The following is a 22,626-nucleotide window of genomic DNA, read 5'->3' on the forward strand; positions in this document are numbered from 1 at the left end:
ACTCCAGTGCCACTTCGTGATCGCGTCTGTGCCGTCAGTCGTGCCCCTTACTGTGGCGGCATGGGCTATGGCGTGCACATCACCAGGCGTACGCCGTGGTGGGAGGAAGAGGGCGAGCAGATCACCACGCAGGAGTGGGCGGCGGTGGTCGCTGCCGACTCCGACCTGGAGATGGTTCAGGTGGCCCGGGCTTCTCCGCGCGGCCAGGACGCGGTGCTGGAGTACCGGCACGAGTGGCTGGCACAGATGTCCACCCACCCGCAACGGGACACTCACGGTGCCTGGTTGGACTGGGAAGAGGGGCAGATCGTGGTGAAGAACCCGGATGAGATCCTGCTCAGGAAGATGCGGGAGATCGCGCGGGTACTGGGGGCGCGTGTCCAGGGCGACGACTGTGAGTACTACGACGAGTGAACACTGCCCGCCCGCAGCAGGGACGGCCACCGCGTGATCATCGGGGGTTGTGTGGACTCCTGAAGATCGTGCGGTGGCCGCAGGCCATAGCGTAGACCCTGCCCGCTGGCGGGCGATGTTCGACCAGGTTATGGCCCGGATCGCGGGCCGGTTCAGGCGGGTTGAGCCCCGGGCCGCGGCCCGCTCCTACCTGCTCGGGCTGCTGTCGGGCGTGGAACGGAAGAACTGCTGGCAGCTGGCCGAAGAGGCGGGCCATACTCGGCCTGGGCCGATGCAGCGCCTGCTGCGCTGCGCCCGCTGGGACGCAGATGCCGTCCGCGACGATCTGCGTGCCTGCGCCGCCGAACACCTCGGCACCGACGGCGGCGTTCTCGTCGTCGACGAGACCGGCTTCCTGAAGAAGGGCCGGTCCTCGGCAGGAGTGCAGCGGCAGTACACCGGCACCGCAGGACGCATCGAGAATGCCTGTCGGCGTACAACCTCGGCTCCCCAGTTGTGTACGGATGAACGTCCCCATCTACGGTTCAGGGGTAGCAGAGCGTTGGAGGACTGGGTTGGAGCTGTGGGACCAGAACGTCGCGCCGTACGGAGATGAGCTGGAGGCGTTGGACAACAGCACGCGGGCCGACCTCGTGCTGGCCGTGGTGGCATCGACGATGCCGCTTTTCGAGCCGCCGTTCGACGACTTCTTCCCAGAACCGCACCGCGAGCTGGTCAAGTCCGTGCTGACCTTGCGCGCACAAGCTCCAGCGAGCTGGTGGGACGACACGGCTTTCGGACGAGACTTCCTGACTCAATACGACCTTCTGCCGGATGTCCCCACCAGGCCAGCGGTCGGCCCTTTCCTGATGGCGCTGGTTCGACTCTTCGAAGCGCCTGGCGGCTTCCTGTCGGCCGACGAAGCGTTGGAGTGCCTGTCCAGCTGCTACGAGGCAATCCTGGTATCCCAGTTGACTGGGCGAGTCACAGCTGAAGACGAGAAGCGGGACCCAATGTGCCAGCAGGCCATTGCGCGGCAGACGGTCCTCGTCCTGCGAGCGCTCGATTGAAGCCGTGCGATCACCAAGTGTCACCGATCGCGAGGGATGGCATACCGTCCGAATCGACAAGGAACATGCTCCTCGTCGGATATCCGGCTCGGATCAGGCCACGTCGGTGTCTCGCTCGATGGCTTTGAGTCGGTTCTTGAGCCGGTAGCTGGGGCCGTTGATGGAGATCACGTCGCAGTGGTGCAGGAGGCGGTCGAGGATGGCTGTGGCGAGGACTTCGTCGCCGAACGCTTGTCCCCATTCGCTGAAGGTCTTGTTTCAGGTCAGGATGATTGAGCCCTTTTCATACCGCTTTGAGATGACCTGGAAGACCAGGTTCGCTTCTCCGCGTTCGAGGATCTCGTAGCCCACCTCGTCGACCACGAGGACGCCCGGCCGCAGGTAAGTGCCCAGCTTGTTGGCCAGGCGGCCGGCTGCTTCGGCGGCTTTGAGGTTGCGGACCATGTCGTCGAGGCTGGTGAAGTAGACCGAGTAGCCGGCCCGGCAGGCCGCAACGGCCAGAGCGACGGCGATGTGTGTCTTGCCGACCCCGGGCGGCCCCAGGAGAGCGGCGTTCGCCTTGGCCTCGACGAACGAGAGGGTGGCCAGGTCTTTGACCTTGCGCGGGTCGAGGTCGGGCTGGAAGGAGAAGTCGTACTCATCGAGTGTCTTGTGGTGCGGCAGCCGGGAAAGTCGCAGGCCCTGGCGGAAACGGCGGTCGTCGCGGACGGCCAGTTCCTCGGAGAGGACCAGGTTGAGGAAGTCGAGGTAGCCCATCTTCGCCTCGTCCGCCCGGCGGGTGAACTCGTTGATGGTTTCCGCGAGGTGGGGCAGGCCGAGCTTGCCGGCCGTGGTGCGGATGCGGTTGCCGGTCAGCTCGCTCAAGAGGATTCCTTCGTCGCTCGATGGGTGGTGAACGGCCGGGTTCCGGTCAGCTCGTCATAGACCGACAAAGGCCGTCGGCCGACCACGATCCGGGTGGCCGCGGCTCTGTTCAACAGGGCCTGCAAGGGGCCGACTTCCTCGCCCCGCGGCCGCTCCGGACGAGGCTGCACCGGGACGTCGCCGGTGGTGGTCCGGCGTCCCTTGCCGGTGGGCAGGCCGTCCCAGTGTGTCTCGTCGACTACACGGGCACCGCGTCCGATGGCCCGGGGATGGGAGGCCAGCAGCGTGCTGCCGTGGGCGTCGGCGAGGGTGGCATGCAGCATGACCTGGGATTTCGTCGCCCGGATCTCGACCAGCTGGCGAGCGCGGACTCGGCGGGCCGGCACGGAGTAGAGGTTGCCGTCGAAGGCGACCAGGCAGTCCTTGCCGACGTGCCGCAGCTGCCGTTCGGCCACCAGATACGGAGTCGGGGGAAGCGGCTTGAGAGCCGCGTGATCCCTCGCGGCCCGCTCTGCGATGACCTCCCGGTGGGTTTTGTGGATCTGGGCCCGCCTATGCGGCACCCACGAGGCGAATGCGGCATCCATCTCCTCGACTGAAGAGAACGACCGGCCGGACAGGACGTGGTCGCGGACGATCAGGACCTGCCGCTCGACCCGGCCCTTGCCCTGCGGCCGGTAAGCGGCCAGGACGTCGATGTCGAAGTCGTAGTGGCCGGCGAATCCGACCGCCTCCGGATGCAGCGGGACGGCCTCACCAGGTGCGACGTGCCGGCGGACGACGGTCTTGGTCCGGTCGTAGACGATCGTCATCGGAGCACCGCCGAAGTGCGCGAACGCCCGACGGTGGCAGTCAAAGAAGGTCTGCAGATCCTGGCTGGTGGTGAAGCAGCAGAACGGGTCTCGCGAGTACGAGAGCGTCATGTGGAAGGAGTAGACCTTCGCGATGCCCATGTGGGCGAGGATCTTGCCCTCGTCACCCCAGTCCACTTGTGCCTGGGCGCCTGGGATCACCTCGAACGGGCGGTGCATGCCCGCAAGTTCTTTGGGCGTGATCCCGAGTTCCTCGGCGATCCTCGGCCGGGCCGTCTGAACATAGAGCTTGACCCGCTGGTAGTTGCCGGTGAAACCGTACTCCTGGGCCAGCCGCTCGTGAATGACCGCGGCCTTCATCAGGACCTCGGCCCGGAGCATCGAGTCGATCAGCGGCCCGAACTCGTCGATCACCCTTGCCCGCGACCGCCCGCTCGGCGACCGCCGCGGAGGGGGCGCCGGCCCCGGTGCCGTCAGGTACTTGCGGACCGTCTTCCGGTCCAGCCCGGTCTCCCGAGCGATCTCCGACAAGCTCATCGCCCCGGACTCCAGCAAGCCACGAAAACGCCGAAGCTCCAGCCAACGCTGCGGATCCAAGACCACTGCCAGCCCCCTCCGCCACCCGAATCGACCAAGCAGCAGAGTGCCGAGCAGCAGGTCTCACCGCATCAGCAACTGTCCATATTCATCCGTACGAGACTGGGGACGTTCACGTGTACGCCGACAGCGACCAGGGCGTGAATCTCCTGAGTGGACAGCGCCATGCAGAGCAGCATGTGCGCGAACACGGCATCCACCGAGGCGTCCGCGAGCGGCAGAGGCTGGCGGACGTCGTGAACCGTCGTAGTGATCCGCCCGGCCACGCCCTGGGCCGCGGCGGTCTCACGCAGCTGATTCAGACCCGCGGGGCTGAAGTCGGTGGCCGCCACGGAGAAACCCTCGCGGGCGAAGTACAGCGCGTCACGGCCATGGCCGGCACCCAGCTCCAGTACCTGGCGGGCACCGGCGGTCCGGAAGACCGCAGCGGCACGGACCGCCGGCTCAGACGGCTCCTCGCCGTACATGCCGGGATGCTCGCCATAGGTCTGCTGCCAGTGCGCACGCTGAACCTCGGCCAGCCCCTGCTCCGATTCCGACACGCTGACGCCCTCCTCACCGGGCCAGCATCGAACAACCGGCCCCGTCAGGTCACCCTAGACAATCGCTACCGGAACTCGCGAAAAAGCCAGCGCTGTTCTGGCACGTGAACCCCTACCGCGGGGTCGAGCTGGACGAACGGCCGCCTCGACCTGGCTGACCGCCCGGCTGGCGACGGTGCCCGGACCCTGGCCAGCAGGGTCCGCCGGCCGCTGCCCTCACCTGGGTGACATTCATCGGCGGGAAGGTGGCGCCGGGCGGCACGGCCCGGTTCTGCGGGCCGCGCCGGTGCGGGTTGTCAGTGGCTGTGGCCGTCGTTGTGGGCCGGTGCAGGGGAGGCCGGCTTCGGCGGGGCGGTGGTGACCGGCGCGGGAGTGGCTGCGGTGGAGGGGCTGGTGGCGGGAGCGTGGTCGTCCGCCGCGGGCTCTTCGGCGGTTCCGTGGCTGTGGCCGCCGCCGGGCGCCGTCTGCATCGACGCGGCGACCTCGCGCAGGCCGAAGAAGGCGAGGGCCGCCACTGCCAGGACGGCCAGGCCCAGCAGGCTCAAGACGCGCTGCCAAGGAGTGTCGGCGTCCTTGATGACGTAGGCGATGAACGAGACGACGATCCCGGCGGGTACGAGGACGGCGCCGCGGGTAGGGAAGTCGTCGAAGTGCTGGAGGCCGCCGCTGAGCATGCCGATGCCGAACGACAGCAGCAGCGAGGAGCCGATCACCACGAGCATGCGCGCGGGTCCGGGACGCTCGCGGGTGAGGAGGAACTCGTTGAGGACGGTCGCGGCGAGGAAGACGAGCGCGCCGTAACCGGCGATGCGGGTGTAGCGGTCGGGGTCGAGGGGGTGGTGGACGACGGCGCCGCTGATGAGCCCGGCGCCGACGAAGTAGCCGACGTAGCCGAGGTAGCGGGCGGCCAGCGAACGCTTGCGGGACGAGTGGGCCTTGCGCCGGGCGGCCCGCCCCATCACGGGAGCCTGCGGTCCGGTCTGTGGAATGTCGGCGTCGAGGAGCTGAGCGGAGGTCATGCGAAGTCCTTGAGTGGTGCGGGCGTGGCTCATCACCCGGCGCGCCACTGTGGCGGCGGCCTACGGTCGATGAGTGTCAGGGCAGATCGGGGCAAATGGCCCGGATCTATACCTGCTGCACCAGTGAGCTGAGGGAACTTCGCAAGGGAGGAAGGCGGCCGGGCGGGATCTGGGTCCAGGGCTGCGGAGTCGGCGCGGCGACGGCGTCAGTCCGCTCGCCGAGGGAAACCACGTTCGGGCCGGGCAGGTCGCAGCCCTGCTGCGGGTGGCCGGAGGCGCATTCTTGCGCGGGGTGTGAGTGAGCGCCGTCGTCGTCGCGGGGTTGGTGCCGCGAGCCGTCGTGGTGTTCGGCGCTGTCGGTGCCGGCGGGCGTCAGGTGGGGGATGGTGACGGCGCCGCCCGTGATGTGGGCGGTAGCGCTATCGGCTCCGGCGGCGTGGGTGTAGAGGAAGGCGAGGAGCAGGGCGGCCAGCCACAGCAGCTGGAGCGGGCCCGCCGTTCGGCGGGTCCGCGGCGTGCCGAGTACAGCCCTGACCGTGATCACTCCACTGACCCTATCCGGCGGCCGGAAGGCGCTGTCCGGCGGCCCCGTTGTCGATCACACGAAGTGGCGGTCTTGGCGGATTCAGGGAACCGGGCGCAGGCCGTCGAGGGTGACGGCGACCAGGCGGGCCACTGCGCTCTGGGAGGTCAGGGCGGCTGCGGCGGTCAGGGCGTGCAGGCAGTACTGGGTGAGCTCGGCGGGCGGGACGTCGCCGCGCAGGTCACCGGCTTCGGCGGCCTCGGCGAGAAGGTGCTGGAGCATGTCGTGCAGGTGCCGTTCGGCGTGGGAGAGATGCTCACCCTGGTGCAGGAGGGCGGCGAGTTCACCGCCGTTGCGTTGGCGGGCGATGCCCGCGTGCGCCTCCAGCACTGAGGTCAGGCGCGCTGTCCGTCGGCAAATCAACCCCCTGCCGGAGCGGCACCTGGCCGTGGGCCGCCACGAGCCAGGCGCCAGCGCCAGGTCCTGACCTTGGCCCCGAGACTACGCGCTCGGCTGCGGCTCGGAGCCGCCGAGCAGGACGGCCAGCAGCCGCCGCGTGATTGTCTTCGCGTCTTCTCCCTGTCCGGGAACGCGCGTCATTAGCAGGTGATGAGTGGTGCCGACCAGCGCGAGCGCAATGGTGGCCGCGTCGGCTCCGGCGGCCAGCCGGCCGCCGCCCTCCCACCGGCTGGCACCAGAACTGCAACCGTGCAGCTCGACCTGCTGGAGGCGCTGCCAGCGGCGGTCGTCGGGCTGGCGATGACTCGCCCGGCAGCCGCACAGCCGGGAACTGAGGCAGGAGGCGCGGCTGCTTTACAACGAGCCGGCGAAGAGCGGCTACTGGGCGATGTTCTTCTCGGATCATGTTCGGCCAGATGGTGAGGCTGCGAGGGTGACGGTGCCGGGGTCGGCCCCCGGCGAGGCGATCTGCCGTTTGTCACCCGGGGAAGTGTTCAAGGTCGCAGGAGGATGTGGAGCAGGGTGACGAGGGCGATGCCCACCATCAGGGCGGTGCCGCTCGCGGGGTGGAGCGGGGCGATGTAGGTGGCTGAGCCTCCGGCGAGGAGGAGGACCGCTGTGCGGTTGTCGATCGGGCCGTTGTCCATGACGGTTCCTCGGGGTGTGGGACCGCCGGACCAGTTTTCGGAATGTGAGCGGGCGGTCCTGGCTCCGGTTCATGCTGGACGCGGAGTTGCTCGGCTGGTCTTGCCGGCCAAGCTGTTCCAGGGAATCGGCCGCCGCGCCCGGCGAGTGAGACGTCAGTAGAGGCGCAAAGTGACGCATGCGGAAGATTTTCCGCAGTTACCCAAAACTCGGGACTGGGCTTTGAAGGTCCCGGACCCCAAGGAGGTGCCCCTGGGGCGCTGGCCGCTGCTGATCTGGTTCCGGCTTGTGCTGGATCACGGCATCTGGGACTCGCTCCGCTCTTGCCTTCGGCGCTCTCCGGCTGACCGGGTGGGACCCTCGGACGCACGTGATCATTCCGGCCGATCTCGGTAACGACGGAGCCCTGCGGCAGGCGCCCCTCAAAACAGAGAGGCCCTGCCGTACACACAGGCTCAGTCGGCGTGGCGGCCGCAGTATGCCTGCAGACAGCGGTGTACGGCCTGGGGGTCGATACCGTTGCGGTCGAGGAACCCGGCGCTGGCCTTGGTCAAGCAAAGGAGCAATCCACAGAGGCGGTGGTCGTCGCCTTCCGGACCGACGGGCGGCCGATCTCCGCCGGGCAGTGCGACGGCGGTCAGTGACTGCTCGCGAGTGAACGGCGTGCCTCGGATAGTTAGTCCATCGGCGATGACGCGCACGTGATAGGTGCCTGGCAGAGGGGTGAGAACGTCCGCCTCGAATAGGCCCGGACCGGTCTCGGCCAGGACGGTGGTGGGTGTTCCCGCCGGGCCGGTGACTTCGGCTCGTACCGCTGCCCTGTGGTCAACGGGAAGCCCGTATTCAGCCAGGGTCGCGCTGACCCGCGCGGAGCTGCCTGGTTCGATACTGGCCTGGTGGAGGGTGGCTTCCATGCGTAGGTTCGACCAGGCATACGCGCTCACGGAATAACGCGCGCCGAGAGCCTCGGCGCGGGCGCGGTCCCCTTCGTCCTTGAGGTTGCCGAGCGCATCCTTCCATTGGCCCTCGTCGATCGTGAGTACGGCGTTCCAGATGCCGGCGTGCGCTCCGGAACCGATGGCCACGGGCAGGGTGTAGCGGTAGTAGCGCATCTGCATTCCCTCGCCGGCCTGCACCCCGACCGAGGAAGCGGAACCGACGTCGATGATGTCGCCGTCCGGGGTTTCCAGCGCGACGTCTACGACGGGCAAGTCGTCGAGCGTGACGACGGTAGCGTCGATATCAGCCTCGGTTAGTGCGAACGGAATGCGGAGCTTGATGCCCGGCGCGAGGTATCCGTTGGGGTCGGTGACGATAGTGGTGCTGGTGACCTTGGCGAGGATCTGGAGGAAGAATTTGCTGAGTCGGAAGTAGTCGTCGGTGCCGGGCGTGAGAGGGCCGGTGAGCAGCAGGTAGCCGCCGGTGTTGTTGGCTAGCTTGCGCAGGGCGGCTGTGCTGACCTGGGTTTCGCTGCCGAGTCCGATCGCGAAGGTGCGCTGGTCGATGGAACCGGCAATGCTGTCGATGGAGGCGGGCTGGTTCTCCAGTCCGTCGGTGAAGACAATGAGTGCCTTGTCCTGGTAGTCGGCCGCCGGTACGGCGTTGAGGAAATTACGTGCCATCATGACCCCGTCGCCAATGGATGTCTCGCCATTGATGTTGGTGGCGTGGCTGCCGATCGCGCCCAGCGCCTGGACCCGCGCCGGGTCGAAGTCACCGCCAGGGCCGATCCGGGTAACCGGCAGGCCGGGGAACGTAGGGTCGTTGACGGGATAGGCGTCGGTGTCGAACCGGATCAGGCCGATGCCGTTAGTCTCCTGGATGAGCTGGGCGAAGCGCCCGGCGGCCTCGCGTAGTACCTGCACCCTGGTGGCACTGCCGGTACCGGCTGGTTCGTCCATGCTGCCGGACTGGTCCAGCGCCAGCATCACCGCGACGGTGGGACGGGCGATCGAGTTGCCTTTCAACGTGAACGGGAAATCCTGGCCGTTTTCATCGCAGTGGATGGTGACACTGGCAGGCGGCGCGACAGTGTTCGCGGCTTGGCCTTGCATGCCGAACCACAACCGGACCTCGGTGTAGGGCACCAACGTGTGCGGCACGGTACGCGTCGGTGTGAGCACTGTGTACGGGTTGCCGGGCGCAGACGTTACGCGCAGAGTCGCTGGACCGCAGCTAAACAGCCGAAAGACCGCCGCTCGCGCAGTGGTCTCACCTGTGGGCACGTCGTTGAATACAATCTCGTTCCCCGCGTTCATGACTTGCAGGAACCTCATCTGGGGCACGGTGTCGTAGCACGGCGGGGCGACGATGGTTGGATCCTTGTAGGTCTTGACCACCTGCTGGTTCTCTGGCGGAGCCCACGGCCTCAGCTGAAGGCTCGGGATGGCCGCGTTGCCTGCCCACGGCTCTACCGGGCCATTGAGGCCGGGGTCGCCGGTGTCGTCCTGGTAGACAGCCGCCGGATTGAGCCGGTCCGAATGCCCTGTCTGCGTCTGCCACATTGCGAACAGCCGGTCCACGTTTGAGTGCAGCAAGAACACGAACGGGTCGTGGAAGGAAAAATGCGAATGAGGAAGTGTGCCACCGATGTACCCGTGCGCCTCGGAATGCGCTTGCTGGATGAGGTTGTTGAAGGTTCTCCAAGTGGGGGCCGTGACGATGTCGTTGTCACTGACAGTTGTCGGCATACCAAGTGACGAGCTGCCGCCGTTCACTTGGCGCCAGATATGGGTGTGGCCTCCCCCCTCGGTGGATTCGAAGTTAGCCAGAGGCGGTCCGGCGTCGCCCTGATCTGAACCCATGAATGAACTGGTAAACAGGTTCGCCCGGCCGCCGGCTGTGCTGCGCGGGTCGACGGACCAGTCCCAATAGTGCAGCGACAGATCGGGATCCACCTCGCGGATCAGCGCCTCAAACCGGTTGACTAGCTCCCGGTGCCATGGCACGAAACCCGGCCCCGAGTGCACATCCACTCCAGCCAAATGCGCGTTTTTGTGAATATCCTCCTGTTTATCCCAGTACGAAACACCGTCGCCGAAGAACTTCGCCATATCCAGTTGCAGGATCGCATTGATCAGCCGGTCCCGTTCCGCCTGACTCACCTTCGCGACGTCGCGGCGAATCCCATCCCCAAATGGCATGAGAACAACTCCCATCACGCGCGACCGAGGAGGCCGAATGCCGGTCGCAGGCGCGCATCTTGACCTGGCACGCCCCCCAAGCGGGTCAGCTATTTCCATCTATACATCCGCCCCATGAGTGACGCCATTCGAGACGGCCATGATTGAGGCCCCCTCGACCGGGAGCGTGGGCACGACCAGCCGGGCGGTCTCCGCGGCCGACGACCTGGCCGAGAAGGGGATGTTGCAAGAACAGCTCGCCACTCACCCGGAAGAACGTCTCCCGCCCCGGTGAGTAGGCGAGGTCGCCCCGCAGTCCATCGACGGCCAGCAACAGGCTGTTTCGGTCGGGCCGGCTGCTCACCGGCCGCTGCGTCCCCCGGGGTTCACCTCTTCGAAGGCGGCCGGCGCATCACTGCCCCGGTTCCGGCTTGGTGGTGGGAGGGTGTGGGGGTGCATGCCTGGTGGGTGGATCGGCGTGTGTACGGGGCGGAGGCGAGCGAGCGGGACCGGGGGCCGAAGCCGGGGCACGTGTACGTAGAGCTGGTGGGCGGCCCCTGGACGGGATGCTGCTGGATGTGACGGGCTGGCCCCCGCAAGAGGTGGTGGACGGAGCGATGTTGATGTCGGAGCACGGCGCGTTCGGGCCGTCCGGCCGATCCGACTACGAGCCGACCGAAGCGGACCTCGGCGCCGGGGGTGTCCGCTTCGTGTGGCGGGGCGATGTCCGGTAGCCGTGGGGAGGATGCGGGTAGCCCGCGCCGACGGGGGTCTCGCAGCGCGCCGTCGAGCGGTACGTGGAAGAGCAGATCAAGCGCGCCAAGCTCGAACTCGCGGGCCGGATGGAGACGACTCAAAGCGCCCTTGGCAGCCCCTGGTCCGCAAGCGTGCCCGGGAGAAGGCCGCGCAGCAGACCGGGCTGGTCATTGAGACCCGGGCCGCGGCGGCGTTCTGGCGCGCCGACACGCCGATCTTCCGGAACCGGCATGCGGCATCGAGGTGCACCCCGCGGTTCGACCGGGCGGCGGTGGTCGCCTGGCTGCTCGCCTGCGACAAGGTCGCTGCCGTTCTCACCAAGGGCTTCGCACTCTGACGTCGAGGGCTCGGACGCGGTCCTGGGCGTGTGGGCCGAGCTTCAGTAGCAGGTCCTCGCCGACGATTCCGTCGCGCCGCCAGATGGTGCAGAGGGTCTCCAGACTCGCTTCGGCGACTTCCGGCTCCGTGTCGGCCGAGGTCCGCACCAGGGCTTCGACGACCGGCCTGCCCTGCAGTCCCGCGACCGCCCGTGCCATCCGGGCCCGCTGTTTTGCGGGGACGGCCGGATCCGTGAGCGAGCGCAGTACGTCCGCCGTGCCGCGGGCGTCCTGGCAGGGCAGCACCCATACTAGGTACACGAGTTGCGCGCCGAGCACGATCAGGTAGTGCAGTGGCACGAGCAGGGCCACGGGCAGCAGCGGGACCAGGGGCAGCACGATCAGCCAGCCGCCCCGGATCCGCGAGGGACCGCCGGTCGGCGGCTCGAACCGCCGACCGGCCAGCAGGACGAGTACGAACACGGTCACGACCGTCAGGAGCGGCACCGCGATCAGCCCCGCTCCCAGCCCCGCGCCGAACGATGCCCAGAAGGGATCGTCGCCCAGAACGGGCAGCACCAGGGCCGCGGCCACCCAGCCGAGAGCGGCGGTCATGACGTAGCGCTGTAGGCAGACCCACAGCCATCTTCCCGTACTCATGGCAGCTTCCTCATCTCAGCAGCTCTTCATACAGGCGCCATTAACCCACGTCCGGTCGTCACGCTCCTTATCGTTCCCCGTGCGGCTCACGGACACGGAATCCCTGATGGGCGTGACGTCCAGCCAATTGTCGACCGGTCCGACCCACATGACTGAGCCCGCCCGGGGAGGCCGCCGCCTCCCTGTTCGACGTACTGCGTGAGGGCCTGTACGCCTTTGCGGAGAGCTTCTGCTCCCCGTCCGGAGGTGGTGGTCGCGCCCGGCGTCGCGGCCGCCGTACGGGCGCGGGCTTCACCCCGTGTCGTCGGTCAGTGAAACTGAGCCGCCGTCACGTTCCTGACCAGGGGCCGTGCAGTGACCTACGGAGTTCCTAGCTCGGGTCCTGGTTGTGCAGGTTGGTTGAGCACTGTGCAGTTCCAGCGATCCTCGATACCTGCTGCCCGCCCCGGCTTGCGAAACCTGGTGGGTTCGTGACGGCTGGCTGGGCAAGGGCAGTTTGGGCTCTCCCTGCCTTGATTAGTTCCCGCTGAAAAAGGAGCGCTAAGCCCGCGAGGCCCCCAGGGACTGGGGTGATCTCGGAGAGGGCGGGCGGTGGCCTGTTGCCGAGCATAGGGTGACTCGTTGGGCTGACCGGGTGACGGTGACGGGAGGGTCGGCCGATGGCGACGCAGTCCGCCCCGGCTACGTGGTGGCGCTCGGCAGGGAGGTCCGGAAGGTGATGCAGGGAACGTTCGCGGGCGGGTTCCGTGTGAGGGCGAGGGCCGCGGACGCCGGCGACGGTGCTGCCCGGTGAAGGCAGCGACCCAGGTGGTCGGGCTCATCGGCCTCCTGCGCATTCGCAGGGTCCGTCTTCCGCTCGTGGCCCAGACGGTGTCCGTCTTCGGGGACATGGCCCTCTTCGTCACCCTCGCCATCTGGGCGAAGGAGCTCACCGGCAGCAGTTCGGCAGCGGGCGTCGTCATCCTCGCGCTCAGTACGGGGAGTCTGACGGGGCCGGTGACCGCGCGATGGATCGATGCGCACCCGCCCAAGAGGTGGCTCATCGCGGCCAATCTGGCCGGCGCCGCGGTCACTCCCGCCCTGCTGCTGGTCCACAGTGCGGGCGGGGTCTGGATCATCTATGCCATCGCGTTCCTCTATGGCCTGATTGGCACGGTGATCTCGGCTGCGCTCACGGTCTACCTCAAGGAGACCGTCCCGCCCGAACTGGCCGTTCCCGTCAACGTCGAGTTCCGGGCGCTCACGGAGCTGATGCGGATCGCCGCGCCGGCTGCAGGAGCGGGGCTCTATGCCCTCACCGGAATACAGGCCGTGGTCCTGATGGACATCGCCTCGTTCACCGCTGCGGCGATCCTGTTCAGAAGGTGCGCAACGGCGGAGCCGAAGGGAACCGTTTTTGTCCCGCCGCAGCGCTTCGGTGAAGGAGCGCGTGCGCTGATCACGGACCGGCGTCTGCGAGCCGTCGTACTTCTGGTACTGGGTGTCCAGCTGGTGCAGGGCTTCGCACAGACCCTCGGCTTCCTGATCGCCGATGCCCTGGGCTGCGATGCGAGTCTGGTCGGCGTCTTCGTCACCATCCAGGCCTCGGCCGCCTTCGTCATGACGCGGTTCCAGCGGATCAGGGCCCTCAGTCCCCCGGCTCTGGCCAAGACGGGCGTGCTGCTGGCGGCCGTCGGCTACTCGATCCTCCTCGTGCCCAGCCTGCCGACGGCCCTGGCTGCCTTCGTCGGCGTCGGTGCCGGACTGCCGCTCACCCTGATCGCCTTCGCCAGTGCTCTGCAGCTCTACGGCCCCGAGAAGTCAACCGGTCGCAGAGCCCTGGCCGGGTACTCCCTACTGGGACTGGTCCAGGTGATCTCCATCGGCGCGGGCGCGGCGCTCGCCCTGTTCGCCTCCTGGCAAGTGCTGGTGCTGATCATGGTGATCGCCCTGTTCGGCCTGGGTGCCGTGCCGATGCGGGTTCGCTCCGTGTCAGAGTGGGGAAGCGGGGCGGGGCTGGGAGCGGTTGGTGGCGGTGAACGCGTCAGTCCCCGGTGCGTTCGCGAGGGGCCGGCTGACTGGCCCGGCGGGACTGCCGGCGCGTGATCCGCCTGGTCATCAGCGTGATCGCGGCCCAGGTGATCAGCGATTCGGAGTGCTGGATGAGCCGCTCGTAGTCGCGGGCGTGTCTGCGGGCGTGCATGACCCAGGCCAGTGATCTTTCGACGACCCAGCGGCGGGGCAGGACGACGAAGCCGATCGCGTTCTTGGGCCGGCTCACCGTCTTGATCGTGAGGTTCAGGTACTTCTTCGCCCAGGTCACGAGCTGTCCGGCGTAGGCGGAGTCGGCCCAGACGATCGTGATCTCAGGGTGCATGAGCCGCAGCCGGAAGAGGACTTCCTTGGCTGCGTCGCGGTCGGTGATGTCGGCGGGGGTGACCATGACGAACAGCGGCAGGCCCTTGGTCTCGACGACGAGGTGCCGCTTGCGTCCGTTGATTTTCTTCGCGGCGTCGTAGCCGCGCGAGTCGCGGCCGACTGTCTCGGCGGCTTTGACGGACTGGGAGTCGATGACGGTGGCGACGGCTCCGGGGGCCCGGCCCATGTCGCGGCGGACCCGCTTGCGGAGCTGGTCGCGGATCTGCCCGATGGCACTGGTGGCAGCCCAGCGAGCCATGAAGTTGTAGCAGGTCCGCCAGGGCGGGAAGTCCTTGGGCAGGGCCCGCCACTTGCATCCGGTGTCCACGATGTAGCGAATCGCGTCCACGATCTCGCGCCGCGGGTGCTTCTCCGGCCGGCCGCCCTTGGGCGTCTCGCAGGCCGGGACGGGCAGCAGGGGTTCGATCAGAGCCCACTCGTCATCGAAGGTGTCCGAGGGGTAGCAGCGGCGCCGGGCCAACGAATTTCCCTGCCCCCGCCTGCTCACGCGTCGACGTAGTCGGCGATCACGTCGAGCGTGGACTCGACGGAGTTGAGCTGGGTGTGCAGGTGCCGGATCCACCGGCCCTTGGGTTGCAGTGCGGCGTGCGGGGCGACGACGCCGGTGATGAACCGGCGGATCTCTGTGACCTTCTCGCGGATGACCGCGACTTCGTAGGCCTGGAGCTCGGTCGGATCGGAGCAGAACCGGTAGCCGTCCGGTTTCGTCCAGATCAGCGGGGGCCAGCCCCGTTCGGCGATGGTGTCCCGCAGACAGGCCAGACCCGCGCGGGCCTGGTGCGGAGAGAGTTCGCTGGAGCGGACCAGCTGGCCGAAGGCCAGACCAGCGGGCCGGGCCTCGAAGAGGACGAGGCGGACGGTGTCGGCGTGCCGCTGGGACGCGGGCGACCGGCGCTGTGACGCGCGCGGCATCCCACTACTCGCCTTGCAGCAGGCGGGCCAGTTCGCCGTCGACGTCGACCTTCCCGGTGTCGACCGCTGTTTCGATCCAGTCCAAAGTCGCCCGCACGCGGGCGACGTTCTCGTGGATGATCACGCGTTCGTCCTCGCCCAGCTGCCGGTCTCGCAGACCGGGGACGACGCGGCCGGAGGCCGCGACGAACGCGTGGCAGGCGGTGATCAGGTCCAGAAACTCCACCGTCCGGTCGATCCGCTTGACCGCCGGGGCGACGGGGCTGGTCCGCTCGAAGCGCTTGCGGGCCTGCTGGCCGCGTTCGACCTGGTGACGGGCGGTGTCGTCGGACATCGCCTTGAAGGCGACGGCTGGCCTGCGCAGCAGGCCGGTGGTGACCGTGGCCGCGACCTGCTCGTCACGGGTCAGTTCCTCCACCGCCCGAACCCGGTCCTCCTGGCGGACCTGGGCGACGACGTCGGGCGTTTCCGGAGGTCACCGGTGACGGCCGCGGGGACTTCTCGTCCTCGACCAAGGTGTGGACCGCGCTGACCCGGTCCTCGGCACGGACCTGGGCGACGACCGTGGGGCGCCGGAGCAGATCACCGGTCACGACGGCGGCCACCTCCTCGTCCTTCGCGAGGGTGTGGATGGCGCTAACCTTCTCCTGCGGGGTGACCGGCCTCTGGACTTGTCGGCCGACCCTCCGGTTCGCCTCGTCCGGGGTCCACCGCCCCCTCTTCTCCGGCGGATTCAGGATCGCGGCGAACCGCTCCTGATCGTCCTCGATCGATGCCAGGATCCGGTGGACCGTGAAGGACACCGAGGCCTGACGGTGTTCGGCGGACCATCGCGAAGACGTCCACCTCGCCGTTCGCACCGAGGAGTAGGCCAGGCCGATGTCCTCGGCCAGGCGGAACAGCGAGCTCTTGACCGTGAACAACTCCTCGCCCCGTTCCTGAGCCCCGTACTCACGCATGGGCTCGATCTCCAAGGCGTAGTCACCGATCGTGAACTGGCCCCGGCTCTGGGCCTCAGGCCCGTCTGACGAAGATCACAACGAATGACCGGAAAAAGCCACAGTCTGACTGAATGTCCGATTGGGATGCGTTCGCGGAGCGGTCACTGTGACCGTTCGACGAACGATTCCTTCCAGGCCCTCCAGGCCCTCACGACGCACCGCCGCGAGCAGTAGACGGCATCAGAACGCCGGTCCACCCCGGCCACCCAGCCCGTCCCGCACTCGGGACACACCGCCCAGCCTGCCCCGCTCAACTCCGCGGCCACCCGCCGCTTCAGCCGACGTGCCCGACGCCACTGCCTGGCACGACACGCCGTCGAGCAGAACAACGCGTCCGGCCGCAACCCTGGCCCCAGCCGGTCGCCGCAGCCCCCGCATTCTCGCTCTCCGAGCCGCCCCGAGCCTTCGGACACCACCCCAGCCTAGGACTCAGAACCCCTCCAAGACCCGGATATGGAACAGCCACTCAACTGTCGGCCGCCGTGGGCATCACGGCGACGTCCCGACAGCTTCTGGTCGGGGGCCTGGGGACAGCGGCCGGAGACCGCGGAGGAGACCGCGGCAAAGCTGTTGAAGTACTCCAGGTTCTTCGAGCGGCAGATCAAGGACACCGACGGGAAGGACAAGCCGGTATGGCGCACCCGCTCGGGCGCTCGACATCGATCGCATGGTCCCGCTCGCGCCAGGTATGGGACAGCGGGGCCAGCGCCTGGACTGCAGTTCGGCGGGAGGCGTACGCGAAGGACTTGGGCCAGGCTCCAGCCTGGTGGCGGTCACCGCGTGTTCGAACCGGCAGAAGGCCAACCAGGAGCCGGCTCAATGGCTGCCCGGGCCCCCGTCCGCGGACGTGCTGTGCCGATACAGCGCGGAGCGGACCGCGACGAAGCTTCTGTTGGGGGTGTGGCGGTTGACGAGCCGGAGAAGGACCGGCTGCTGGAGATCGCGGCTGGGTCCGGCGGGAACCGGCTGTCTTCATACAGGCTGTCCGCACCGCGTTAACCTCGCAGATGTATGGAGCCCCTGGCAAACGCCAAGGGCTCCATACAAAGTTCAGTGCGTTGAACGGGGCGCTAGTGGTTCCGTGCCTGGCTCTTGCTGATTCTGTTTAGGATCAGACCGTACCCACCGCACAGAATTACCACGGCGGTGTACTGAGCCCACGCAATGTCCCGGAGTGCGTATTCCACGCCGAAAAACACGGCCATCCACGCGAGAGTTGCAATTACTTTAGCGCCCATTGGATCCCCAGGTTTATTCAGGTGAGGGATGACAGACATGCGGAGCCACCCGCCACAACAACCTTACTGGCGATGTCCTTGGCCACGTCCTTGCTGACGTACCTGCCGACGATGAACGCGGCTGCACCCCCGATGCCAGCCTTGACCAGGCAGTTCTTCACAGCCTCCGTCATCTTGCTGTTCTGCAGCAGTGATGCGCAGGCGTACTTGTCCTTGTAGACGGTGCACATGGCCCGGCGCTCGCCGATCGGGTCCACCCCCTGCGGTCCCCCGGTGGTAGATGCAGATGCGGTACCTGCACTGCCCGCGATGAATCCGCCCAGGAGGGCGATCGACAGTAAGCCGGACGTCGTACGCTTCATTTGAAGATTTCCCCAATTTTTCGATGTAGGGGCGGCGCCTCTGGTCAGGAGGGGCAGCCCTTCCTTGCGAGGGAAAGAATATGATCAACTCTCCGTATGTGTAAGGGATTTGAGTGAAATCTGAGGTTTTCTGCATTTCGGCCACATGAAAGATAAAAGTCAGCCACATTGCCGCAGGACGACCTCGCATTGCGCAGCCTGGCGGGCGAGGGTGTGAAAGCAAGCAGCGGGCGGGAGGCCTTCTGCGTCTGCGTGGCTACGTACCGGCCCGGGCGCCGTCCTGCCTTCGATACGAGCAGCCGGGCACGGCGCTTCCCGCGCTCGCCGGCGACAACGACGCAGCCTCCCCTTGACTGCTTCGCGTCGGGCGATCGTTAGACGGCGGTCAAGGAGTCCCCCCGCACGCTCTCCCTCCTCGGCCCCGGTGCGGGGCAGTGAGTGAGCGAAGGAGATACAAGGATGGCGACGATCCACTGCCACCCGGCAGACGGCCCGCGGCCGCCGGCCCCGCCGGGCGCCGCGCTGGACGTGGGCAAGCCCCGCGCTGGCGGGGCAAGCCGAAGTGGGCTCCTTGTGGCTTGGGGGACCGACGCCGATGAGGGTGGCAAACATGCAGGTCAGGACGCGAATCCGCGTGAATACTGCGCCGTCACACCCCTCTTCTCCCCTCTTGTTGTCCGTATGGGAGGAGATCATCGGGTTCCAGGGAGGCCCGGCGCCCTCCACGACCAGACAGGTCCAGCTCACGGCTGACCGGTGCAGCTGGCTCGAACGACCTGCGGGGCGATGTGCTGCGCGTGCTCGGCGTGCTGAAGGTGGCCACGGCCGACCAGATCCAGCGGATCGCCTCACCCCATCTGACCTACCGGCACACCATGAAGGCGACGGCCTCGGAGCGGAAGACCGCACGTACCGCCTCTCATGCGGGTGCGCTCTCCGATCTGCGCGAGCACGGTCTCGCCGAGAACGGCGGCACCACCCGGGCGGGGGAGTTGCTGCGCAACTTGACCACCAAGGGCCTGGAGGCCGCCTCTTACGAGCTCGGGCGCCCGCTGACGGAGATGGGCTCTACCGCTCGCGGCGCGAGCTCCAGCGGGGCCACACACCCCATGGCCGTCAACGAGACCGTCATCGCACTGCTCCGCCCCAAGCCCCATCTCCGGCTGCTGACCCGGGAGCCGGTCGAAGCCAAGGCGGCCGCGCAGGCCGCCGTCGACGCCCCGGCCGGTCTCGGCACGATCGCCTCGTACGCGACCGAGGTCCCGCTGCCCGCCACCGGCACGTGGGGCGCGCCGGGCAAGGGCGGCGCCCAGGCCGACATCGTGCTCACCGCCCCGCAGGATCAGATTCCCCTGTTGTTCATCGAGGTCGACAACTGCCACGAGACCGCCGAGGAGATCGCGGCGAAGCTGTTGAAGTACGCCAGGTTCTTCAAGCGGCAGATCAAGGACACCGACGGGAAGGACAAGCCGATGCGGCGCACCCGCTGGATGGCCCGTGTCGCGGAGCGAGGGGAGGCCCCGCACCCGCCGGTCCTGATCGTCTTCAACCGTCTCGGCGCCCGCGACCCCAACCGCACCATCCCGCGGCTGCAGGAGATGACCCGGCCGCTGTGGGCGGGCGAGCCGGCCGACGGGTTCAGCAGTTACGACAGGAAGATCCCGATCATCGCGACCGGCCTGCGCAACCTACGCGCCCACGGCCCGGGCGGCCCGGTCTTCCTCCGCTTCGGCCGCACCCACATGCAGCCCCTGCGCGACGCGATCGGCAACCCCCGCCGCGACGCCGTCCTCGCCCGCCGGGCAGAGCGGATGAAGGTCCAGCAGGGGGAGTACCAGGAGCAGCTGCGCCGCGCGGCCGAGCAGAAGAAGGCCGAGCGCGACGCCGCCCGCCCTGCCTGCGCCAGCTGCGGGACGAAGTTCGACAACGACCGCTGGGAGAACACCCAGCTGTCCCCCGGAGCCGAGCCACCGGTGGCACCCGACGCTGTGCGAGCCGTGCGAGGCCAAGACCGTCGCGGCCGCCGACTTGGCCGAACGCGACCGCCTGGAGCAGGAGGCCGCCGAGACCGCCGAGAAGGCCCGCGGCTGGCGCTCCCGCTTCCGCCACGGGCAAGCCCCCTGACGCCCTGGGCAAGCCTCCCGCCGACGGCGTGGGCAAGCCATAGGTGACCCTGGGCAAGCCCGCGTTGTCGGTGGCAGCTGGGAGGCTGGGACACATGGACAGGGATGAGGAGCTGCTGCGCGGCCGCCGGATCTACGGCGCCGACCACGACTACCCGGGCCCGCGGCTGACCAGGATTTCGTGAGGAAGCGCAACAAGACCGCCCCCAACCCGGATCGGGCAGCGGGCGGTCTTGTTGAGGCGCTCAGGCGCCGGGGTCTTCCCGGAAGTAGTCGGGGGCGAGGTGCCGGAGGCGGTCATCTTCCTCAGTGACCGGTTCAAGGAAGATGTGCAAGCCGTCGTCGAAGATGCCGTGGTGGTCGTGGCTGAACCAGGAGTCCACCACCCTGTAGCGGTCACCGCGGAGGAGCACCCCCGTTCCGACGGGAAAGCTCAGCAGGCGTGCTCCTGCATGGACAGAACGGCGGAGTTGTTCGCTTCGTGAAAGTACGTCGGCCACTGGTAGACGCCGGGAAAGTCGGCCATCTGATCCCTCCCCATGATCGTGGGACACTCGCGCGCCCCTACGGGTAGATCATGCCTCGGGTCCAGCCCTCACCGGTTGCCCGGGTGGAACGAGCACGTCCTCCAACCTCCCACCGACTGCGCATCACGCACGATGCGCTCGCCATCCGCTCACACATATCAGGCTTTCGGGCTCGTCGACTACGGTGCTGAGGGCCGCGGGCCCGACTTGCTCACCGAACCGGCCCGGGGCACGTGGGGAGGCGTGACCAGCGTGCCGATCGTCGTGCACCCGCCCTCGCTGGCGGGCGGCCGGAGAGTCACCGTGCACAGCAGCGGCCAGGACGAGATCCCCGGCCCCGCCTTATAGCCGGCGGCGAGCCGGCGGCCGCGATGATGACGCCCAGCTGTGAGCCGTGACGCCGGATGATCCGGGTCAGTATCGACGCCGGGCCCGGATCGTTGACAAGTCGTGAGCAATGAGAGCGGCAACCGCCGCCCGGCAACGTCGTTGGCCGCCGAACTGGTCGGCCTGCTCAACGACGCCGAGTACGGTCAGGCTGGAGTGGAGGAACGCCTCGCCTGTCTGGAACGCCGGGCGCTGCTCCTCCACCGGGTCGTCGACACCACCGGATCCGGCCGGCACCTTGCGCTGGAAGCTGACGCCCGGGTCCTCTCGGTGAGAGCCTTCACGGCCGCCGTTGCCCCAGCAGACCGATACCCCAGCGGATACGACGCCACCGGGTTCGCCGGCGACGACCCTTACCCGGACCGGCCCGCACACTTTGACGGCGTGTTTACCGCGGAACACGCAGATGGCACAAAGTGCCCGCGCAACGGCAAGGGGAAGCACCGGCAGCGGCCTCTTGACCCGTCCTGCCCAGGCAGGGCAAAAATTACCGCTACCTGCAGGATCTGTGGGTGGAGCGTCAGCGGCGCGACCTACCCGGAGGTCAAGACACTGGTGCAAGACCACGCCCAACCCTGCGCCGACGCACAGCCGTACCTGACGACTGCGCAGGAGGCGTACAAGCTGCCCGAGGACGAGCGGATTGTTCTTCACGTGCGGAGAATGCTGCACAAAGAGGAATGGCTGGAACCTCTGACGGCTAGCGATGCCCAGTCCTGTCTCGACGCCATCATGCTGATGCCCCGCGAGATGCGGCCCTTCATGACCATCGGGAAACGCAGGGAGGAGCGCCAGCGCCAGCGGGGTCTCCCTCTGGGACCGCCCCGTTCCCCGAGTTGAGCCGTGGGCGACACACCCTGACCCGCGTACGGCGACGGGCCGCACGGAAGATTCCGTGCGGCCCATCGCTGTCTGCTCCAGAAGGTCACCGGCTGAGGCGAATGCGCGGCCCCCATGCGAACTCGAGGTCGTCCAGCAGGAGCGGCGTCCCCATCGGGCACGGAGGAGGAACGGGGCGGTCTCCATGCGCTCGCAGATGATCAGGCTTTCGGGCTGGCCGGCCAGCATGTACGGGCCGTGCGAGGCGGGCTTACTGCCCGGCCCGTACGCGCGCAGCAACTCCTGAAGGTGCCTTTGCTGCCGGTCGGCGAACGCCTCCAGGCGCTGCACATACCCGGTCCGTTCGTCGTCGCGTACGGCGCTGAGGGTCACAGTCAGGATCTCCTCCGACGCCTTGGAGCTGAGGAAGTCGCCCGGGTCGGCCAAGGCCCACGTGCACCGCTGCGCCGCCGCCAGGACCTCCGTCGCGTCCAGTGCCGCGGCAGGGGCCGGGGCCGGTTCCTGCGCCGGGGACTCCGGGGCGGTCGAGGCCGGTTGCCGAAGGTGGGCGAGCAGCTGGGCGTTGGAGGTGGCGCGGCCGTGCTGGGCGGCGGCGGTGTCGGCGATGCGCAGCAGGTCGCCGGCGACCGTACGGACGCCCTCGTCCCAGCCGTCCTCGAAGCGGGGCTCGGATCCGTGCGGGGCGCTGCTCTTGGAGATCCAGGGTGGGCCCCGGCCACCGCCCCGGCCTCCAGACGGTCAGAGGCGCCAGATCGCGAAGACCGCCGCGAAGAAGCCCGTGGCGCACACCGGCACCGGCCAGGTCCGCTTCGAGGAGCGCGTCCAGCGGGCGAGGAGGTGGGCGTTGAGCAGCCCTGCGGTGAGGCAGTAGACGATGAAGAAGAGTTCGAACAGCCAGGCGGGGGAGTTGAAGTAGAAGCTGTCCCCGAGCAGCCACCAGTCGAGCTAGGGCCTGTGTGATGTCGTGATCAGCTTCTGAGTTCTTCACTCTTCGCGGAGTGGGATCCGGTAGGACTGTGGTCGTGACCCGTAGGCAACT

At 68.0% G+C, this 22,626-nt stretch carries 15 protein-coding genes and 6 pseudogenes; 7 read left to right on the forward strand and 14 right to left on the reverse strand.

Going from position 1 to position 22,626, the window contains the following annotated elements; genetic code table 11:
* The first annotated feature begins 60 nt into the window (after positions 1-60).
* The 3 genes and pseudogenes from ACWGH1_RS26505 (at position 61) to ACWGH1_RS26515 (ending at position 1,463) form a co-directional block, all read left to right on the forward strand.
* Positions 61-414 carry a hypothetical protein gene (locus tag ACWGH1_RS26505; RefSeq protein ID WP_453351509.1) on the forward strand — a complete coding sequence of 118 codons (354 nt, stop codon included), beginning with the start codon at positions 61-63 and terminating at the stop codon, positions 412-414.
* Positions 415-544: 130 nt separating this feature from the next.
* Positions 545-877: pseudogene (locus ACWGH1_RS26510) on the forward strand (transposase); the annotation flags it as partial.
* A 91-nt stretch (positions 878-968) separates the two neighbouring features.
* On the forward strand, positions 969-1,463 hold the full coding sequence (locus ACWGH1_RS26515) for a hypothetical protein (RefSeq protein ID WP_453351508.1): 495 nt from the start codon (positions 969-971) through the stop codon (positions 1,461-1,463).
* 93 nt (positions 1,464-1,556) lie between these two features.
* Here ACWGH1_RS26515 and istB read toward each other — a convergent pair.
* From istB to ACWGH1_RS26555, 8 genes and pseudogenes are all read right to left on the reverse strand, one after another.
* A pseudogene (gene istB, locus ACWGH1_RS26520) lies at positions 1,557-2,327 on the reverse strand (IS21-like element helper ATPase IstB).
* A complete protein-coding gene (istA, locus tag ACWGH1_RS26525) occupies positions 2,324-3,676 on the reverse strand; it encodes an IS21 family transposase (protein WP_453351507.1) in 1,353 nt (450 codons plus the stop codon). The pseudogene istB and the gene istA overlap by 4 nt, the downstream one beginning before the upstream one ends.
* 131 nt (positions 3,677-3,807) lie before the next feature.
* Positions 3,808-4,278 carry a class I SAM-dependent methyltransferase gene (locus tag ACWGH1_RS26530; RefSeq protein ID WP_453351506.1) on the reverse strand — a complete coding sequence of 157 codons (471 nt, stop codon included), beginning with the start codon at positions 4,276-4,278 and terminating at the stop codon, positions 3,808-3,810.
* A gap of 296 nt (positions 4,279-4,574) precedes the next feature.
* The gene (locus ACWGH1_RS26535; RefSeq protein WP_453351505.1) at positions 4,575-5,297 is read right to left on the reverse strand and encodes a hypothetical protein; all 723 of its coding nucleotides are present in this window, start codon (positions 5,295-5,297) and stop codon (positions 4,575-4,577) included.
* A gap of 106 nt (positions 5,298-5,403) precedes the next feature.
* On the reverse strand, positions 5,404-5,841 hold the full coding sequence (locus ACWGH1_RS26540; protein WP_453351504.1) for a hypothetical protein: 438 nt from the start codon (positions 5,839-5,841) through the stop codon (positions 5,404-5,406).
* A gap of 81 nt (positions 5,842-5,922) precedes the next feature.
* Complete coding sequence (locus ACWGH1_RS26545; RefSeq protein WP_453351503.1) at positions 5,923-6,210, reverse strand: SbtR family transcriptional regulator; 288 nt, start codon at positions 6,208-6,210, stop codon at positions 5,923-5,925.
* Between the two features lie 563 nt (positions 6,211-6,773).
* Positions 6,774-6,926: a hypothetical protein gene (locus tag ACWGH1_RS26550; protein ID WP_453351502.1), complete on the reverse strand. Its 153-nt coding sequence runs from the start codon at positions 6,924-6,926 to the stop codon at positions 6,774-6,776.
* 453 nt (positions 6,927-7,379) lie between these two features.
* Positions 7,380-10,067: a tyrosinase family protein gene (locus ACWGH1_RS26555; RefSeq protein WP_453351501.1), complete on the reverse strand. Its 2,688-nt coding sequence runs from the start codon at positions 10,065-10,067 to the stop codon at positions 7,380-7,382.
* 447 nt (positions 10,068-10,514) lie between these two features.
* Here ACWGH1_RS26555 and ACWGH1_RS26560 point away from each other — a divergent pair.
* Positions 10,515-10,780, forward strand: a pseudogene (locus tag ACWGH1_RS26560) (hypothetical protein).
* Positions 10,781-11,116: 336 nt separating this feature from the next.
* Here the strand turns inward: ACWGH1_RS26560 and ACWGH1_RS26565 are convergent.
* Positions 11,117-11,779 (reverse strand): hypothetical protein, encoded by a 663-nt coding sequence (locus ACWGH1_RS26565; RefSeq protein ID WP_453351500.1) that lies wholly within the window; start codon positions 11,777-11,779, stop codon positions 11,117-11,119.
* Between the two features lie 870 nt (positions 11,780-12,649).
* Between ACWGH1_RS26565 and ACWGH1_RS26570 the strand changes: the two are divergent.
* A pseudogene (locus tag ACWGH1_RS26570) lies at positions 12,650-13,585 on the forward strand (MFS transporter); the annotation flags it as partial.
* 165 nt (positions 13,586-13,750) lie between these two features.
* Here the strand turns inward: ACWGH1_RS26570 and ACWGH1_RS26575 are convergent.
* The 4 genes and pseudogenes from ACWGH1_RS26575 to ACWGH1_RS26590 form a co-directional block, all read right to left on the reverse strand.
* Positions 13,751-14,657, reverse strand: a pseudogene (locus ACWGH1_RS26575) (IS5 family transposase).
* Between the two features lie 23 nt (positions 14,658-14,680).
* Entirely contained in the window at positions 14,681-15,109 is a 429-nt protein-coding gene (locus ACWGH1_RS26580; protein ID WP_453409061.1) for a RacP protein, read from the reverse strand.
* Positions 15,110-15,113: 4 nt separating this feature from the next.
* Positions 15,114-16,125, reverse strand: a pseudogene (locus tag ACWGH1_RS26585) (DUF6192 family protein); the annotation flags it as partial.
* A gap of 1,240 nt (positions 16,126-17,365) precedes the next feature.
* Complete coding sequence (locus tag ACWGH1_RS26590) at positions 17,366-17,710, reverse strand: hypothetical protein (RefSeq protein ID WP_453356764.1); 345 nt, start codon at positions 17,708-17,710, stop codon at positions 17,366-17,368.
* Between the two features lie 797 nt (positions 17,711-18,507).
* Between ACWGH1_RS26590 and ACWGH1_RS26595 the strand changes: the two genes are divergently transcribed.
* Positions 18,508-19,881 (forward strand): replication-relaxation family protein, encoded by a 1,374-nt coding sequence (locus ACWGH1_RS26595; RefSeq protein WP_453409062.1) that lies wholly within the window; start codon positions 18,508-18,510, stop codon positions 19,879-19,881.
* A 197-nt stretch (positions 19,882-20,078) separates the two neighbouring features.
* Here the strand turns inward: ACWGH1_RS26595 and ACWGH1_RS26600 are convergent, their stop codons facing one another.
* Positions 20,079-20,333 carry a hypothetical protein gene (locus ACWGH1_RS26600; RefSeq protein ID WP_453409063.1) on the reverse strand — a complete coding sequence of 85 codons (255 nt, stop codon included), beginning with the start codon at positions 20,331-20,333 and terminating at the stop codon, positions 20,079-20,081.
* A 477-nt stretch (positions 20,334-20,810) separates the two neighbouring features.
* Here ACWGH1_RS26600 and ACWGH1_RS26605 point away from each other — a divergent pair, with 477 nt between their 5' ends.
* Entirely contained in the window at positions 20,811-21,587 is a 777-nt protein-coding gene (locus ACWGH1_RS26605) for a hypothetical protein (RefSeq protein WP_453357305.1), read from the forward strand.
* Positions 21,588-22,626: the final 1,039 nt, after the last annotated feature.

Source organism: Streptomyces sp. NPDC054883 (assembly GCF_053610645.1).